The 15944-nt window shown below is 65.5% G+C and carries 15 protein-coding genes; 8 read left to right on the top strand and 7 right to left on the bottom strand.

The genetic code is table 11. The features are described 5' to 3' along the window. Window positions 1-23 precede the first annotated feature (23 nt). The 4 genes from QX132_RS14100 to QX132_RS14085 are packed head-to-tail and all read left to right on the top strand — an operon-like array spanning window position 24 to window position 3701. Window positions 24-971 carry a branched-chain amino acid ABC transporter permease gene (locus QX132_RS14100; RefSeq protein ID WP_315736674.1) on the top strand — a complete coding sequence of 316 codons (948 nt, stop codon included), beginning with the start codon at window positions 24-26 and terminating at the stop codon, window positions 969-971. Continuing rightward, complete coding sequence (locus QX132_RS14095; RefSeq protein WP_316161553.1) at window positions 968-2260, top strand: branched-chain amino acid ABC transporter permease; 1293 nt, start codon at window positions 968-970, stop codon at window positions 2258-2260. The genes QX132_RS14100 and QX132_RS14095 overlap by 4 nt, the downstream gene beginning before the upstream one ends. Further along, complete coding sequence (locus QX132_RS14090; RefSeq protein ID WP_315736676.1) at window positions 2257-3006, top strand: ABC transporter ATP-binding protein; 750 nt, start codon at window positions 2257-2259, stop codon at window positions 3004-3006. The genes QX132_RS14095 and QX132_RS14090 overlap by 4 nt, the downstream gene beginning before the upstream one ends. After that, window positions 3006-3701: an ABC transporter ATP-binding protein gene (locus QX132_RS14085; RefSeq protein WP_315736677.1), complete on the top strand. Its 696-nt coding sequence runs from the start codon at window positions 3006-3008 to the stop codon at window positions 3699-3701. The genes QX132_RS14090 and QX132_RS14085 overlap by 1 nt, the downstream gene beginning before the upstream one ends. 84 nt (window positions 3702-3785) lie before the next feature. On the opposite strand, the gene QX132_RS14080 is transcribed toward QX132_RS14085, so the two are convergent. The 5 genes from QX132_RS14080 to QX132_RS14060 all read right to left on the bottom strand — a co-directional run bounded on the left by QX132_RS14080 (window position 3786) and on the right by QX132_RS14060 (window position 9926). Continuing rightward, a complete protein-coding gene (locus QX132_RS14080; RefSeq protein ID WP_316161552.1) occupies window positions 3786-4700 on the bottom strand; it encodes a phosphatase PAP2 family protein in 915 nt (304 codons plus the stop codon). A 514-nt stretch (window positions 4701-5214) separates the two neighbouring features. Continuing rightward, complete coding sequence (locus QX132_RS14075) at window positions 5215-6195, bottom strand: ABC transporter permease (RefSeq protein ID WP_316161550.1); 981 nt, start codon at window positions 6193-6195, stop codon at window positions 5215-5217. Continuing rightward, window positions 6192-7172, bottom strand: coding sequence for an ABC transporter permease (locus tag QX132_RS14070; protein ID WP_315754908.1), 981 nt, complete (start codon window positions 7170-7172; stop codon window positions 6192-6194). Before QX132_RS14070 ends, QX132_RS14075 begins: the two co-directional genes overlap by 4 nt. After that, window positions 7169-8710, bottom strand: a complete 1542-nt coding sequence (locus tag QX132_RS14065; RefSeq protein ID WP_316161548.1) for a sugar ABC transporter ATP-binding protein — start codon at window positions 8708-8710, stop codon at window positions 7169-7171. Before QX132_RS14065 ends, QX132_RS14070 begins: the two co-directional genes overlap by 4 nt. A gap of 76 nt (window positions 8711-8786) precedes the next feature. Continuing rightward, window positions 8787-9926: a sugar ABC transporter substrate-binding protein gene (locus QX132_RS14060; protein WP_315771346.1), complete on the bottom strand. Its 1140-nt coding sequence runs from the start codon at window positions 9924-9926 to the stop codon at window positions 8787-8789. A 224-nt stretch (window positions 9927-10150) separates the two neighbouring features. Between QX132_RS14060 and QX132_RS14055 the strand changes: the two genes are divergently transcribed. From QX132_RS14055 to QX132_RS14040, 4 genes are all read left to right on the top strand, one after another. Then, a complete protein-coding gene (locus tag QX132_RS14055; protein WP_315778909.1) occupies window positions 10151-11176 on the top strand; it encodes a LacI family DNA-binding transcriptional regulator in 1026 nt (341 codons plus the stop codon). A gap of 472 nt (window positions 11177-11648) precedes the next feature. Continuing rightward, the gene (locus tag QX132_RS14050) at window positions 11649-13109 is read left to right on the top strand and encodes an aldehyde dehydrogenase family protein (RefSeq protein WP_315811218.1); all 1461 of its coding nucleotides are present in this window, start codon (window positions 11649-11651) and stop codon (window positions 13107-13109) included. Between the two features lie 183 nt (window positions 13110-13292). Beyond that, window positions 13293-13709, top strand: a complete 417-nt coding sequence (locus QX132_RS14045; protein WP_315736685.1) for a carboxymuconolactone decarboxylase family protein — start codon at window positions 13293-13295, stop codon at window positions 13707-13709. Beyond that, window positions 13706-14599: an NAD(P)-dependent oxidoreductase gene (locus QX132_RS14040; RefSeq protein WP_316161546.1), complete on the top strand. Its 894-nt coding sequence runs from the start codon at window positions 13706-13708 to the stop codon at window positions 14597-14599. Before QX132_RS14045 ends, QX132_RS14040 begins: the two co-directional genes overlap by 4 nt. Here the strand turns inward: QX132_RS14040 and QX132_RS14035 are convergent, their stop codons facing one another. Both QX132_RS14035 and QX132_RS14030 read right to left on the bottom strand, forming a co-directional pair. Beyond that, a complete protein-coding gene (locus QX132_RS14035; protein WP_315778904.1) occupies window positions 14600-14887 on the bottom strand; it encodes a YciI family protein in 288 nt (95 codons plus the stop codon). 66 nt (window positions 14888-14953) lie between these two features. Then, the gene (locus QX132_RS14030; RefSeq protein WP_315771357.1) at window positions 14954-15928 is read right to left on the bottom strand and encodes a sugar ABC transporter substrate-binding protein; all 975 of its coding nucleotides are present in this window, start codon (window positions 15926-15928) and stop codon (window positions 14954-14956) included. Between the last annotated feature and the right edge of the window lie 16 nt (window positions 15929-15944).

The raw sequence follows: 15944 nt of genomic DNA, 5'->3' as shown, positions 1-15944 counted from the left end.
CCCGGGACATTCGCGAGTGCGCCGTGCTTGAACTCATCGTCATTTCGACCCTCAACGGCGTGCTGTTCGGCATGCTGCTGTTCCTGCTGTCGAGCGGGCTGACCGTCATCTTCAGCATGATGGGGGTGCTCAATTTTGCTCACGCCAGCTTCTACATGCTCGGCGCCTTCTTCGGCTTCCAGCTCACGAAGTGGGTCGGCTTCTGGCCGGCCCTGCTGCTCGCGCCGCTGCTGGTCGGGGCCATCGGCATGGCGGTCGAGCGCTATGGTCTGCGCAACACGCACAAGCATGGCCACGTTGCCGAGCTGCTGCTGACCTTCGGCCTCGCGTTCGCCATCGAGGAGATCGTCTCGATGATCTGGGGCAGGACTCCGCTCGACTATCGCGTGCCGGCGCTGCTGGACTTTCCCGCGTTCACGATCTTCTCGACCAACTATCCGGCGTACAAGCTTTTCATGCTGGCGGTATCGGTGACGATCTTCGTGGTGCTCCTGATCGTGCTCAAGCGCACCCGCGTGGGCCTGATCGTGCAGGCCGCGTTGACCCATCCCCATATGGTGGGCCATCTCGGCCACAATGTCGGACGCGTATTCATGGTGGTGTTCGGGGTCGGCAGCGCGCTGGCCGGCCTCGCCGGCGTCATCGCCGGCCCCGCCTTGGTCACGCAATCCGACATGGCCGCCGCACTCGGGCCGATCCTGTTCGTGGTGATCGTGTTCGGCGGCCTCGGCTCGCTGCCGGGCGCCTTCATCGCCTCGCTCGTGATCGGCCTGGTGCAGACCTTCGCCGTCGCGTTGAACGGCTCGCTGGCGAGCGCCTTCGGACCGCTCGATCCCTCCGCAGGGCCATCGGTGCTCACCGACATCTGGAACGTGACGATCGCGCAGGTCGCGCCGATCGTTCCCTACCTGCTGCTGGTGCTCGTCCTGATCGTGCGCCCCGTGGGCCTGATGGGGACTCGCGAATCATGACCGCAGCAGTCACCTCCGCGTCTCATCTCGCGGCAAAGCCCGCCGGCTCCCGTCTCCGCTTCTACGCCGTCTGGCTGATCGGCGTGGCCGTGCTGATTGTGCTGCCGCTGCTGTTCAATTCGGGCGGATCGCTGACCTCGTTCAGCCTGATCGGGATCGCGATCGTGTTCGCGCTCTCCTACAACGTCCTTCTCGGTCAGACCGGATTGCTGTCGTTCGGCCACGCGGTTCACTACGGCCTCGGCGGCTTCGCGGCCTGTCACATGATGAACGCGGTGTTGGCGCATGGCTGGCCGATTCCGCTGCCCTTCATCCCCCTGTTCGGCGGGCTGGGCGGCCTCGCCTTCGCGATCATCCTCGGCTGGGTCATGACCAAGCGCGCTGGCACGGTGTTTGCGATGATCTCGCTCGGCATCGGCGAGCTCGTGGCGTCGTCGTCGCTGATCCTGCGCTCGGTGTTCGGCGGCGAAGCCGGCATCACCACGGACCGCACCGCTCTGCCGCGCATGTTCGGCTGGACCTTCGGCCCGCAGCTGCAGGTCTATTACCTGATCGCGTTCTGGCTGGTGCTGTCGGCAATCGCGATGTATGCGCTGACCCGGACGCCCCTGGGACGGATCAGCAATGCGGTGCGCGACAATCCCGAACGGGTCCAGTTCATCGGCTATGATCCGCACGTCGTCCGCTATCTCGCTTATTGTTTTGCCGGGTTCTTCGCTGGCATCGCGGGCGGACTCGCGGCGATCAGCTTCGAGATCGCGAATTCCGCCTATCTCGGTGCAATCCAGTCGGGCCTCGTGCTGTTCGCGACCTTCATCGGCGGGACGGCCTACTTCTTCGGTCCGATCCTCGGCGCGATCCTGGTGACCTATCTCCAGCTCGGGCTGACGAGCCTCACCAGCGTATGGCAGCTCTATTTCGGCATCATCTTCATCGGCATCGTCATGTTCTCGCCCGGGGGCATTGCCGGTCTGCTGATGATGCACCGGCCGCTGGTCCGTGCCGGAACGCTCGGAATGGTGATCCCGTCCTATCTCGTGGCCATCGTGCCGACCGCGGCGCTCGCCTACGGCGTCATCCTGACCATCGAGACGGTCGCGCGCTATTCGGCTGGTGACGCCATCAACCTGTTCGGCATGGCGTTGAATCCGCAATCGCCGGCGACATGGGGTGCCGCCGCGATTCTGGTGGTCGCCGGCTTAGTCGTCGCGCGGTGGACGTGGCAGCGGATCGCCGAAGCCTGGGACAGGGCCGCCACCGTGGCGCGTGACCGGGGGTATCTGGCATGACCGCAGCGATCGAAGTTCGTGCCGTCGAAAAGCGCTTCGGCAATGTCGGCGTGATCCGCGACCTCAATCTCAGCGTCACCAAGGGCGAGCGCCACGCCATCATCGGCCCGAACGGGGCCGGCAAGTCCACGACGTTCAACCTGATCAGCGGACACATCAAGCCGACCTCCGGCGAGGTGAGGCTGAACGGCGAGGTCATCTCGGGCCTGCGGCCGTTCGAGATCAATCGGCGCGGCCTGTCGCGCTCGTTCCAGGTCACCAACGTGTTCGCCCGCATGACCGTGTGGGAGAACGTCCGATGCGCCGTGCTGTGGGCGACCGGACATCGTTACGCGTTCTGGAAGAACGTCGACAGTCTCCCGGAGGTGCGGGAGCGGACCGCCCAGATTCTCGACGACATCCATCTCACGCATCGGCGTGACATTCCCGCGGGATTGTTGACCTATGCCGAGCAGCGCGAGCTGGAGATCGGGGTCACCATTGCGAGCGGTGCGACGGTCGTCATGCTCGACGAGCCGACGGCCGGAATGAGCCACGCGGAAACCGAGCGCGCCGTGTCGTTGATCCGGCGGCTCACCGAGGGGCGGACGCTGGTGATCGTCGAGCACGACATGAGCGTGGTATTCGGTCTCGCCGATCGCATCTCGGTGCTGGTCTACGGCCACATCATCGCGTCGGGCACGCCGGAGGAGATCCGTCGCGACCCGAAGGTGAAGGAAGCCTATCTCGGCGAGGAGGCCCACTGATGCTCGAAGTCAGGAACCTCCACGCCTACTACGGCAAGAGCCATATTCTGCAGGGCGTCGACCTCGACGTCGCCGCCGGCGAAGTCGTGAGCCTGCTCGGCCGCAACGGCGTCGGCCGCTCGACCACCGTGAAGGCGATCATGGGCGAGGTCAGCCCGCAGGGGACGATCCGCTTCAAGGACCGGGACATTGCAGGTCTGCCGAGCTACAAGATCGCGCGCCTTGGGCTCGGTTATGTGCCCGAACATCGCGATATCTTCCCGAGCCTCACCGTCCGGCAAAACCTCGTGCTCGGCATCAAGGACACGCGGCGGCCGGGGAAGTGGCGCCTTCAGGACATGCTCGACATGTTTCCCAATCTCGCGGCGCGCGCCGATACGCCGGCCGGCGTCTTGTCGGGCGGCGAGAAGCAGATGCTGACCACCTGCCGGACGCTGATGGGCGACCCCGACCTGATCATGATCGACGAGCCGACCGAAGGTCTGGCGCCGCTGATCGTGCAGCAGGTCGGCGATCTGATCGCCCGGATCGCAGCGGCGGGCGTCGCGATCCTGCTGGTCGAGCAGAAGCTCTCGATCGCCATGCGGATCTCGAAGCGCGTCTACGTCATGGGCCATGGCCGTGTCGTGTTCGAAGGAACGCCGGATCAGCTCAAGGCCAACACCGCGGTCCGGCAGGAGTGGCTCGAAGTGTGAGGTGCGCGGACTGCGGGCACGCGTTCGCCGATGCAGCTCGGGCAGATGTGCAACAGACATCCTGCCGTGCCCGAATCCATCAGTTCAGGTCTGAGGCGCTGGATGTCCCAACATGCCTCGCGGAAACGAGGCGTCGCGCTCGCGCAGCCTCAGGGCAACGAGACGCGCGATGCAGATCGACGCCGTCGCGATCGCGATGCCGGCGATCATGTCGACGAGGAAATGCCCGCCGCCGATTGGGGTCGAGAGCAACATCGCGCCGTGGATCAGGACATTGAATGGTCGCAACCAGCGCAACGACCACAGCGCCCAGCCGTCGAGAACCGCGGCCGCCGCGTGAAAGCTCGGAAAGGTCACGATCCCCGCGAGATGGCTGGTGTCCAACAGGCGCAGCGTCCCGTCGCGAACCAGGGGCACCTCGCGCGCCGTGTCGAAATAGGCCTGCGGGATGAGGTTTGCGTAGGCGGACGGCGGCAGCTCCAACGCGTGGTACACGCCGAGTGCAGGAACAAACAAGGTGACGATGCAGGTCAGCGCCAGCGTCAGGCTGATCGCGAGGTTGAACTCCGCGAACCGGCGGTAGTGGCCCAACAAGGGAAGGGCCACGACGATGATGCAGATCGTCCAGGAAATGGATCGATAGCCGAACGCGAGGGTCAAGACGGCCCACGGACGGTCATTGACGAACGACAAGTACTCGCGAAAGTCGAAGCCGAGGGCGCGATCGAGGGCGAGCAGGTTGGCGTCCTGAAGCGGCAGATTGGCGGCCGTCGCAATGTAGGACAGTGACGCCAGCACGGTGGATGCCAGGGTGGTCTGGGCCATCCCGGTCAGGAATGAGAACATCCAGGGTTTGGCACGCTGGGCCGACCGTGCATTGGCGTAGCCGATGAGGCCATAGACGGCCGATGTCGACAGCACGACGACGTAGCCGATTGGTTCGATGCGAAAGTCCGTAAAGATCAGGCACAGTCCGAACAGCGCCCAAAGTGCTGTCATGACAGCCCAGTTAAACCGGAACACGGCCCAGGCTGTCGCTGCATCCCCGCCTTCATGGCGCCGTCGCAGGACGCTCTTTGTCCAGGGGAGCCAGCGGCGGCTGAGATCAGGCAATAGACCACCGGCGGCGGTGTCCGACATTGTCGTCCGCTCTCACGTTTCAATGGATTTCGACTTGTTTCCCGTCGGTGTCTTGTTACGGCCAATCAGGCCAACAAATCAACCTTTGCGGGTAAAATACAGGGATACCGTGATGAGATGCTTAACTGAACGTAGCCTGGAATCCTGTATCGGTTGTGTCGAGACCGCATTCATGTCCGGAAAACGAAGCCGCTTTCGCGTCGACACAGCCCTCGTGTAAAGGGTCTTCACCATTCATCATGGGAAGCCACCCTTGGTAGTGCTGTCGCATGCGCCGCAGCTCGCAGGCCGGCTTGCGGGAGGGCCGGTCGCCGCGGTCGCTGTCCGTGCAGCCGTCTTCCGTCCGATCGCCCCGGCGCGATGTCGCGTGCGATCACAGTTTCTGGCGGCCGTAGATCAGAAGCATCAGGATGATCACGGCGCCGTAGATCAGCTGGCGGCCGGCCTCGCTGATCTGCATCACCGACAGGATCGATTGTAGCAGGGTGATCAGCACGACGCCGGCGACGGTGCCGAGATAGCTGCCGCGGCCGCCGAGAATGTGCGTGCCGCCGAGCACGACGGCGGCGATCGAGGGCAGCAAATAGGCGTCGCCCATCGACTGCGCTGCCTTCGAGGCATAGCCCGCGAGCAGCACGCCGCCGAAGGCGGAGAGGGCGCCCGACAGCGCGAACGCCAGCATGGTGATGCGGCGTGTATCGATCCCTGAGAGATAGGCGGCGCGCTCGCGGTTGCCGATGGCGTAGATGGCGCGGCCGAACGTGGTCCGCGACAGCAGCCAGATCGCTGCGCCGCCGATGATCGCCCAGACCAGCACCGCGTTCGGAACGCCGGGAACAATGGTGCCGGTGGCGAGATAGCGCATCGCCTTGGAGGCGGAATCCTGCGGCGCGAAGCCGCCGGTGTAGGCGACCATCAGCCCTTGCGCGACCGCGTTGGTCGCCAGCGTGATGATCATCGAGGGGATGCGCAGATAGGCGACGCCGATGCCGTTCAACAGACCGATGGCGGCACCGCAGAGAATGCCGCAGGGAATCGCGATGATGGCGCCGGTCGTGCCATGAGCGGCCGCCGCGCAGGCCATCATCGCACCGGTCGTGACGACCCACGGCACCGACAGATCGATCTGGCCGAGCAGGATCACCAGCATCATCCCGGTGGCGATCACGCCCAGGAAGCTCGCGACCTTCAACTGCTGCAGCAGATAGTCCGGCGACAGGAAGCTGCGCGAATAGAGACTGCCCACGAGCAGCAACAGCAGGATGCAGCCGAACGAGGCCGCCACCGCCGGATCGATCCGGCGCAGTATGGCGATCCCCCGACGGGCCGGTTGTGATGCCGTTGCGTCGCTCATCCGAACCACTCCAGGCGATTGCGCACCCGCACCAGGCCGAACGCTCCGATCGAGACCGCGAGCATCAGCACGAGGCCCTGGAATAGCGGCTGCCACAGCGGATCGAAATCGAACACGAACAGGAGATCGCCGATGGTGCGGAACGCGAGGGCGCCGAAGATCGCCCCGATCGCGCTGCCGCGCCCGCCCATCAGCGACACGCCGCCGAGCACCACGGCCGCGATCGAGAACAGCGTGTAGGCGTTGCCGCTCGCATAGGCGGCCTCGCCGGTATACGAGAAGAACGTCAGGAACAGGCCGCCGATCGCCGACAACAGGCCGGCCAAGGTGTAGGCGACAAACTTGGCCGCGCGGATCGGCGCGCCGGACATGTAGGCTGCGACCTCGGAGGAGCCGGTCGCGAACGCGGCGCGGCCGACGACCGAGCGGCTATAGGGCACCCAGATCAGCAGCGCCGTCACAGCCAGAACCACGAGACTCGTGGGCAGCACGCCGAACAGCCTGCCGGTCAGGGCATCGGCCAGCGTCTCGTTGACGGATCCGCCGGGATTGGGTCGCAGGAACAGCGCGAGCCCGTAATACATCGCGCCCGTGGCGATCGTGGTCACGATCGGCTGCAGACGCCCGAAGATCACGATCGCGCCGTTGATCATGCCGCAGACGATGCCGGTGCCGAGCACGCCGGCCACGCCGAGCGCCGTCTCGGTGGCGGTTCCGACCACGATCCAGGACGCGAGGCAGTTGGTCAGGGTCAGGATCATGCCGACGGACAGATCGATGCCGGCGGTGATGACCACGATCGCCTGCGCCATGGCGACGAAGGCCAGCAGCGTCGCCTTGTTGGCGGCGGTCTGCACCATGTTGGCGCTGAAGCCGGCCGGATGATTGGTCGCATAGAGCACGAACATCGCGACGAAGATCCCGATCGCGAGCAGGGTGCCGCGCTGTTCGGAGAGCCAGTACCGCCACTCGGTCATGCCAGACTCGCTTCCGCTCGCTCGCCCTCGTCGACGTTGAGCGCGCTGCTGACCAGCGCACGTTCGGTGATCTCGGCGCCCGCGAGCTCGCGCCTGATCGCGCCATCGTACATCACCAGCACGCGGTCGCAGCAGCCGATCAGCTCGTCATAGTCGGTCGAATAGAGCAGGATCGCGGCACCCTCGTCGGCAAGCCGGCGCAGCAGCCGGTAGATCTCCTGCTTGGTGCCGACATCGATGCCGCGCGTCGGATCATTGAGCAGGATGATGCGCGGCTTGTTCATCAGCCATTTCGCGATCACGACCTTCTGCTGGTTGCCGCCGGAGAGCGCGCTGACGGCGAGATCGGGGGAGGCGGTCTTGATCTCGATCAGGCGGATCATCTCGTCGATCAGCGTCGATTGCCGCTGCCGGTCGATGATGCCGAATGTCGCGAACCGGTCGAAGGCGGCAGCCGAGAGATTGTCGCGCACCGACATCGGCAGCATCAGTCCTTCGGTCTTGCGGTCCTCCGGAATGAGCGCGAGACCGATGCGCTCCGACTTGGCGGTGACGGGGCTGTCGATCGTCACCTTGTTGCCGTCGATCAGAATGTCGCCGCGACAGTCCCGCAGCACGCCGAACAGCGCCAGCAGCAGCTCGCGCTGGCCCTGGCCGTCGAGCCCGCCGAGACCGATGATCTCGCCGGCCTGCAGCGAGAACGAGATGTCCTTCAGCCGGTCGCCCCAACTGATGCTCCTGCATTGCAGCGCGGGCGGCCGGCCATCGATTTTCCGCGGCGGCTTTTCCGGGAAGGCATGCTTGTACTCACGGCCGATCATGAGCTCGATCACTTCGGCATCCGTCTTGGTGCCGGCCGGGAAGGTCGCAATGCGGCGGCCGTTGCGGAACACGCTGCATTCGTCGGCGAGCTCGGCGATCTCGTGCATGCGGTGGGAGATGTAGAGCAGCGCCAGCCCCTCGCTGCGCAGGCGCTTCAGCACCTTGAACACCTTGGTCACGTCGGAAGCGGTCAACGCCGAGGTTGCCTCGTCGAGGATCAGGATCTTGGGCTGCCGCGACAGCGCTTTCGCGATCTCGACCATCTGCCGGCGCGACAGCGGCAGGTCCTTCACCAGCGCACGCGGATGAATATCGCCGGCGCCAGCGCGGTGCAGCGCCTCCTCTGCAAGTCGACGCTGGGCTCGCCGATCGATCATGCCGAACCGCGTCGGCGGATGAGAGATCATGATGTTGTCCGCGACCGACAGGTCGGGAATCAGCGACAGCTCCTGGAAGATGCAGACGACGCCGGCATCGTTTGCCGCGGAAGGACCGGTGAAGGCGACCTCGCGTCCCGCAAGCGTCATGCGGCCTTCGTCCGGCGTGACCACGCCGACCATGAGCTTGATCAGCGTCGACTTGCCGGCGCCGTTCTCGCCGAGAATCGCGTGGATGCGGCCGGGATGGACCTCCAGGTCCGCACCGTCGAGAGCGATCACGCCGCCGTAGCGCTTGGACAGTCCTTCGGCGCGAAACAGCGGCTCGGCCGCGATCATGCTTGCTCCCTCAGTCGCTTGAGCAATAGGGACAGGCTGGCCGCGAGAGAACTCGCGGACCAGCGATCACACCGGCCTATTGATTTTCCTTCGACTGACCCATGATCTCCTGCGCCGTGAAGTTGATGCCGCAGGTCGGGAAGGAGTTGCCGACGAAGAAGTTGTCGGACTGGGCCGGGAAGTAGTCCTGATCCTTCTTGAAGTTCGGATCTTCCACGACCGCGAGCGGCAGCTTGACCGATTGCGGCACCACCTTGCCTTCGAGGGCGGCGAGCGCGACCTTGATCGCGACCGCGACCTGCGCAGGTCCGGTACCGGCGGAAGAGCATTTCAGGCCTTCGGACGCCTTGGCGGCGCAGAACTTGCGGAAGCCGTTTTCGGTCTCGCCACCGAACGGCACCATCTTGTGCTTGGCGTCGAGCATGGCCTGCACGATGCCGGTGTCGCCGCCTTGGCCGGAGATCGCATCGAACGGGCCATTGGTCGCGATCGCATCCGCCGTGGCCTTCTGGGCGACGCCGTCGTCCCATTTGCCGACGACCTCGGTGACCTGCCACTTCTTGCCGGAGCCGTCGAGAACGGAGTGGAAGCCGTTGTGACGATCGGTGTCGACCGAGGTGCCGGCGACGCCGCGCACCTCGAGCACCTTGCCGCCGCCCGGCACGTTCTTGACCAGCCACTTCGCCCAGAGTTCGCCGAGACCCTTCTGGTCGACATTGACGTTGATCGCATCTTCCGTCGCAAGGATGTTGTCGAAGGCAACGAGGATGACGCCGGCCTGCTTGGCGCGCTTGATCACCGGCCCGAATGCGGTCGGGTTCTGCGCGTTGACGACAATGGCGTCGTAGCCGGAGTCGATGAAGTTGTTGATCGCCGAGATCTGGGCCGGGACGTCCTCGCCGGTCGAGACGACCTTGAACTCCTTCAGCTTGGCCTTGACCTCCGGCTGCGCCGCATAGGCCTTCGCGGTCTGAATCATCTGGATGCGCCAGGTATTGGCGATGTAGCCGTTCGCCAGTGCGATGCGGTACGGGCCCTTCTTGGCCGGAAACTTGAAGAACTTGGTGTCCGCGGTCCACGGCACCATGCATTCAGGCTCGGTCGCCGGTCCCTTGACCATCTCCGGCTCCGCCAGCGCCTTGCCGGCAAACGCCGTGACCAACACCAGCGATGCACAAGTGGCAAGGCATCGCGCCCTCATCGACTTGGACGACATTCGTGACCTCCCCTGTTGTTGTGGCGCCAAATCAATGACGCATGTGCGAGACGCCTCTTTGTTTCCGGAGGTTTGTGCGAGCATTGCTCGTCGTCTCGACCCGCCAAGCGTTACTGATCAATGACAGCGCTGTCAATTACCGTCGCGCGGCTTTTGCCAAGCGGCCGGTCGCATGTCATGAATATGGTTCGGACAAATCCGCGTGAATCAATGTTGCAAGGATCATGTCTCAGAAGCGTCGCACCACGCTGGAGGACGTCGCCCGCATCGCTCATGTCAGCGCTGTCACCGTGTCGCGGGCGCTGCGGCGGCCCGATATGGTTTCGCCGGAGTTGCGCAAGCGGATCGATGCCGCGGTCGAGAGGCTGGCCTATGTGCCGAATTTCGCGGCGAGCCGGCTCGCCTCGACCCGCACGCATTCCATCGGCATCGTCGTATCGTCGCTCTCCAACGGCATCTTCGCGGACTACCTGCAGGCGATCTACGACACCCTGCTGCCGCTCGGCTTTCGTCCCGTCGTCGTCAGCAGCCGCTATTCGGCGGAGGAGGAAGAGGGCGCGATCAGGACGCTGCTGGGCCAGAACATCGAGGCGCTGATCCTGGTCGGGGTGAACCAGACTCGGGCCGCGCGGCGCGTTCTCGAACGTTCGCGGATTCCGGTGGTGCAGACGTTCGAGCTGACCGACGATCCGATCGATCTGAACGTCGGACTTTCGCAGCGCCAGGGCGGCTACGCCGCGACCCGCTTCCTGATCGAGCTGGGACATCGGCGGATCGCCTACCTCTCCGGACAGCGCGACGACCGGGCACGAGCCCGGCTGGAGGGTTATCGCGCGGCGCTGACGGAAGCTGGTTTGGACGGCGAGTCGCTGGTTGCCTGGCTCCCGGCACAGACGACGATCTCGCTGGGGCGGAAGCTGACCGAGGAGATGCTCGCGAGCGGAGCTCCCGATGCGATTTTCTGCTGCGATGACAACATCGCGCTGGGTGCGTTGTTCGCCTGCCAGCAGGCGGGGCTGGAGGTCCCGCGCCGGATCTCGCTGATCGGCTTCAACGACCTGGAATTCGCGGCGGCCTCCAATCCGCCGCTGTCGACCGTGCTGACGCCGCGAGCCGACATGGGGCGCGTGGCGTCCGAACTGGTGCTTCAGGTGATCGCCACCGGCAAGCGGCCGAGAACGCGGCGGATCGACCTCGGTTTCGAGATCGTCGCACGCGGCAGCACCGGACCGCACCTCGTGGCTTCGTGATGATGGTCGCGCCCTTTCGGGCGCAGTGCTGCACGTGGTGCGGCCGAGCACCCATTGCATCACCCACGAGCAGGCCAATCTCTCGCAAGGAGGCAGCGGCCGCGCTGGGCGAGATCGCCGCGCCGGCCACCAGCGTTCCCGACCGCCTGGCGGACCAGGCGGTAAGCCAGATGACGAGCCTTGCGACGATCACGTCGCGGCCGATCGCGCGCGAGCCCCGAAGCGCCGCGCGCCGCACGTTCTCGTGCACCCCACGCCCCGTTCTGGACGGCTCCGATATTGTCTGACAGAAACGTCGGACGCATCCATCGGGCATCATGACCGCTGCAGCGCAAACGGGGAGAGCGGCCGGCCAATCCGGCCATGGTGACACGCCTCCGTTGCCTCGGCCGTCGCGCGGCCGCGTGGTGATGCACCGTGCCGAGGTCTGACATGACCGAGGACGAGCTGCAAGAGAAGCCGGAGAGCTGCCATGAACGCCAATGTCAAACTGCCTGCCGCAAAGGGCGTCTTCATCGACAACACGTGGCAGCCCGCGCGGTCGGGCCGCACCATTGCGATGCTTGCTCCGGCGACCGGCCAGGTGATCGCTTCGATCGCGGCAGGGGATGCGGCCGACATCGATCTTGCCGTGGCGGCGGCGCGCCGCGCGCTCGAAGGCCCGTGGGGCCGGCTCGCCGCGGTGGACCGCGGGCGCCTGCTGTCGAAGCTCGGCCGCCTCGTCGAGGACAACGCCGAGGAACTCGCGAAGCTCGAAGCGGCGGATACCGGCAAGCCGATGAAGCAGGCCAAGGCGGACGTGGTCGCGGTCGCGCGCTATTTCGAATATTACGGCGGCGCCGCCGACAAGGTGCATGGCGACACCATCCCGTTTCTCGACGGCTTCTTCGTCACCACGGTCTATGAGCCGCTCGGCGTCACCGGCCATATCATTCCGTGGAATTATCCGGGGCAGATGTTCGGCCGCACCGTCGCGCCGGCGCTGGCGATGGGCAACGCGACCGTAATCAAGCCGGCCGAGGAGGCCTGCCTTGTGCCGCTGCGTCTTGCCGAGCTCGCGGCGGAAGCCGGCTTCCCGGCCGGTGCGATCAATGTCGTGCCGGGCCTTGGCGAGGAGGCGGGTGCGGCGCTGTCGGCGCATGACGGTATCGATTTCATCTCCTTCACCGGCAGCCCGGAGGTCGGCACGCTCGTGCAGACGGCGGCCGCGAGGAACCACATCGGCTGCACGCTCGAACTCGGCGGCAAGTCGCCGCAGATCGTGTTCGCCGACGCCGATCTCGATGCGGCGCTGACCTCGGTGGCCGCGGCGATCGTGCAGAACGCCGGCCAGACCTGCTCGGCCGGCTCGCGCGTGCTGGTGGAGCGTTCGATCTGGGACCGTTTCCTGGCTGACCTCAAGCTCCGCTTCGAGAAGATCACCGCCGGCACCCCGGAGATGGATCTCGATCTCGGCCCCGTCATCAGCGCGGTGCAGAAGAAGCGCATCGAGAGCATGCTGGCGCGTGCCGAGTCCGGCGGCGCCAAGCGCGTGGCCCAGGGCAAGATCGCCGACGGCGTGCCGAGCGAAGGCTTCTACGTCGCGCCTGCGCTCTATCAGCAGGTCGCCCGCGACTCCGAGCTGGCGCGCGACGAGGTGTTCGGCCCGGTGCTGGCGGCGATGCCGTTCGACGACGAGGCCGATGCGATCAAGCTTGCCAATGGCACCGATTTCGGCCTGGTCGCGGGCGTATGGTCGGGCGACGGCTCGCGGGCGATGCGCGTCGCGCGCAAGGTCAAGGTCGGCCAGATGTTCGTCAACGGCTACGGCGCTGGCGGCGGCATCGAGCTGCCGTTCGGCGGCATGAAGAAATCGGGACACGGCCGCGAGAAGGGTTTCGAGGCGCTGTACGAGCTTGCGGCGATGAAGACCCTGATCGTCAAGCACGGCTAGCGGATTCGCATCTCCGATCAATTCCGCCGTGCGGACGTCACTGACAACGCCGCCCGGCGTTGTTGTTGTCAGTCCGCGCGGCGAGGCGCTAGAGCATGATCCGGAAAAGTGGAAGCCGGTTTTCCGAAAAGATCATGCTCAGACAAAGAGCTGACATCTGGGTTTGCAGAAGGAGACGAGCGGATGAGCGACGAAAAAGAATTGTTCGAGAAGGGCCTGAAGGTGCGCCGCGAGGTGCTCGGCGCGGCCTACGTCGATGGCAGCCTCGCCAAGGCCGACGACTTCATGATGGCCTTCCAGCACATCACCACCGAAATGTGCTGGGGCTATGCCTGGACCCGGCCAGGACTGGATCGCCGCACCCGCAGCATCATCAATCTCGCGATGCTGACCGCGCTGAGCAAGCCGAGCGAGCTGAAGCTGCATGTCAAGGGCGCGCTCACCAACGGCGTCACGGTCGACGAGATCAAGGAGATCCTGCTGCACGCCACTGTCTATTGCGGCATTCCCGCAGGGCTCGAAGCCTTCAAGGCGGCGCATGAGGTGCTGGTCGCGGAGGGCGCGATCGCCAAGAAGGACGGCGCAAAGGACGGCACATGAGCGCGCCGGGGAAGATCCTGTTCGTCGGCATCGGCAACATGGGCTGGCCGATGGCCGCGCGCCTGCTCGGCGCCGGCTTTGCGGTGGCGGTCAATGATGCCGTTCCAGAACGGGCTGCGGATTTCGTGCACCAGGTCGGCGGCATCGAGGCGGGGGATCTCGCGGCGGCAGCGGCAGATGCCGACGTCATCATCACGATGCTGCCGACCAGCAAGCATGTCGCGGACGCGGTCGGGACCCTGCGCGCCGGTCTGAGGCAGGGTCACATCGTGATCGACATGAGCTCCGGCGCGCCGGCCGCGACGCAGGCGATCGCGGCCGATCTCGCCCCGCTCGGCGTGATCATGCTCGATGCGCCGGTCAGCGGCGGCGTGCCGCGCGCGGTGACCGGCGAGCTCGCGATCATGGCCGGCGGCGAGCCGGCTGCGCTCGATCGCGTCGAGCCGCTGTTGCGCGCGATGGGCACGACGATCCACCGCATCGGCGGCCTCGGCTCGGGCCAGGCGATGAAGGCGCTCAACAACCTCGTCTCGGCCGGCGGCTTCCTGATCGGCATCGAGGCGCTGCTGATCGGCCAGCAGTTCGGCATCGATCCCGGCCTGATGACCGACGTGCTCAACGCCTCGACCGGCATGAACAACTCGACGCAGAAGAAGTTCAAGCAGTTCGTGCTGTCGCGCCAGTTCAACAGCGGCTTCGGCCTCGACCTGATGGTCAAGGACCTCTCGATCGCGCTCGAGGTTGCGCGTGCCAGCGGGGTCGCGGCCCCATTCTCCAATCTCTGCCGCGAGCTGAGCGCGAGCGCGCAAGGGATGCTCGGACCCGGGCAGGATCACACCGCGCTGGCGAAGCTGAGCGAGGCGCTGGCCGGCATCGAGCTGAAGGGCTGACTACCCCTGGCGCCGCAGGAAGCCGGTGATCGTCACCTTGTCCCAGATGCCGACCGCGGCAAACGGGTCGGCGCGGTTGAAGGCTTCGACCTCGGCGCGGCCGGCAGCCTCGACCAGGAACAGGCTTCCGATCATCGTCGACCCATCGTCGGAGACGAGCGGGCCGGACATCACGATGGTGACGGGCAGGCGGGCGGTGTCACCGAGATAGGCCTTGTGCGCGTCGTAATTGGCAAGCCGGACCGGCAGCGCGTCCGGCTTGTCGATCGCGTGAATCGCAAACAGCATGAATTCTCTCCGCAAGTTGAAGCCGGACGGCTCCATGCCGTCCTGCTTCCGGACTGATGGCTGATCCTATTTCGCGCTGAGCTTGCTCGCCTCTTCGAAGGTCGGGCAGGTCCGCTGCTCGAGCGGAACGTCGAACGGCTGGTAGTTGTCCTTGGTGATGACGGTCGGCTTCAGCACGATCTCGCCGACGACCGGCTGGCCGCGCAGCGAGCGGACGACCATCATGGTGCCGAGGCAGCCCTGGGCGAAGCCGTTATAGTCGCCGCTGGCGAGCAGCTTGCCGGACTTGATCGCGTCGATCGCCTCCTTGGTGCCGTTGATGCCGATCACCTGGGCCTTGCGGTTGGCGCCGTCCAGCGCCTCGATGGCGCCGACGGCCATGGCATCGTTGGCGGCGAGCACGCCGTCGATCTGCGCATTGGACTGCATCAGGTTTTCCATCACCTGGAGGGCCTGCAGGCGCTGATAGTTGCCGGGCTGCGACGCCAGCAGCTTGGCGCCGGGGTTCTCCTTGAGCGCGTCGTTGAACCCGCGCACGCGGTCGACATTGGTCAGCGAGCCCTTGACCCCTTCGATGATGACGATGTTGCCCTTGCCGCCGAGCGTCTTGAGCAGGAACCGGCCCGTCTCCAGGCCGAGGCTGTAGTCGTCGGCGCCGACGAAGGAGACGAACTTGCCGCCCGCCGAGCGGTCGGTGATGTTGACGACGGGAATCTTGGCGTCGTTGATCTTCTCGACGCCGGGCACCATCGCCTTGTAGTCGACCGGCGTGAAGACGATGGCGCTCGGCTTCTTCACCACCACGTCTTCGATCTGGCTGAGCTGCTCGGGGATCGAGTCCGGCTTGGTCGGGATGTAGTGCAGGATCTTGGCGTTCAGCACCTTCGCCATGTTGTCGGCGCCGACCCGCACCGTCTGGAAGAACGGGTTGGTCTGGTTCTTGGTGAAGACGGCGATGGTCTCGCCGTCGGCCCGGGCCTGCGTCGTGACGGCCGTGATCAGGAGTGCGAGCGCGAGGCTGTGCGGTATCCGGTGTTGCATGGTGTTTCCATCCCTC

It is taken from the genome of Bradyrhizobium sp. SZCCHNRI20481 (assembly GCF_032485055.1).
In the GTDB taxonomy this organism is placed as follows: Bacteria; Pseudomonadota; Alphaproteobacteria; order Rhizobiales; family Xanthobacteraceae; genus Bradyrhizobium.
Note: the sequence above shows the minus strand (reverse complement) of the source record. Positions and strands in the feature narration are given on the sequence as shown.

Coding starts and splice junctions, on each gene's coding strand:
- QX132_RS14095 (WP_316161553.1), top strand. CDS start 968: ATGACCGCAGCAGTCACCTCCGCGTCTCATCTCGCGGCAAAGCCCGCC.
- QX132_RS14060 (WP_315771346.1), bottom strand. CDS start 9,926: ATGTCGTCCAAGTCGATGAGGGCGCGATGCCTTGCCACTTGTGCATCG.
- QX132_RS14040 (WP_316161546.1), top strand. CDS start 13,706: ATGAGCGCGCCGGGGAAGATCCTGTTCGTCGGCATCGGCAACATGGGC.
- QX132_RS14090 (WP_315736676.1), top strand. CDS start 2,257: ATGACCGCAGCGATCGAAGTTCGTGCCGTCGAAAAGCGCTTCGGCAAT.
- QX132_RS14045 (WP_315736685.1), top strand. CDS start 13,293: ATGAGCGACGAAAAAGAATTGTTCGAGAAGGGCCTGAAGGTGCGCCGC.
- QX132_RS14065 (WP_316161548.1), bottom strand. CDS start 8,710: ATGATCGCGGCCGAGCCGCTGTTTCGCGCCGAAGGACTGTCCAAGCGC.
- QX132_RS14070 (WP_315754908.1), bottom strand. CDS start 7,172: ATGACCGAGTGGCGGTACTGGCTCTCCGAACAGCGCGGCACCCTGCTC.
- QX132_RS14050 (WP_315811218.1), top strand. CDS start 11,649: ATGAACGCCAATGTCAAACTGCCTGCCGCAAAGGGCGTCTTCATCGAC.
- QX132_RS14030 (WP_315771357.1), bottom strand. CDS start 15,928: ATGCAACACCGGATACCGCACAGCCTCGCGCTCGCACTCCTGATCACG.
- QX132_RS14055 (WP_315778909.1), top strand. CDS start 10,151: ATGTCTCAGAAGCGTCGCACCACGCTGGAGGACGTCGCCCGCATCGCT.
- QX132_RS14075 (WP_316161550.1), bottom strand. CDS start 6,195: ATGAGCGACGCAACGGCATCACAACCGGCCCGTCGGGGGATCGCCATA.
- QX132_RS14035 (WP_315778904.1), bottom strand. CDS start 14,887: ATGCTGTTTGCGATTCACGCGATCGACAAGCCGGACGCGCTGCCGGTC.
- QX132_RS14085 (WP_315736677.1), top strand. CDS start 3,006: ATGCTCGAAGTCAGGAACCTCCACGCCTACTACGGCAAGAGCCATATT.
- QX132_RS14080 (WP_316161552.1), bottom strand. CDS start 4,700: ATGACAGCACTTTGGGCGCTGTTCGGACTGTGCCTGATCTTTACGGAC.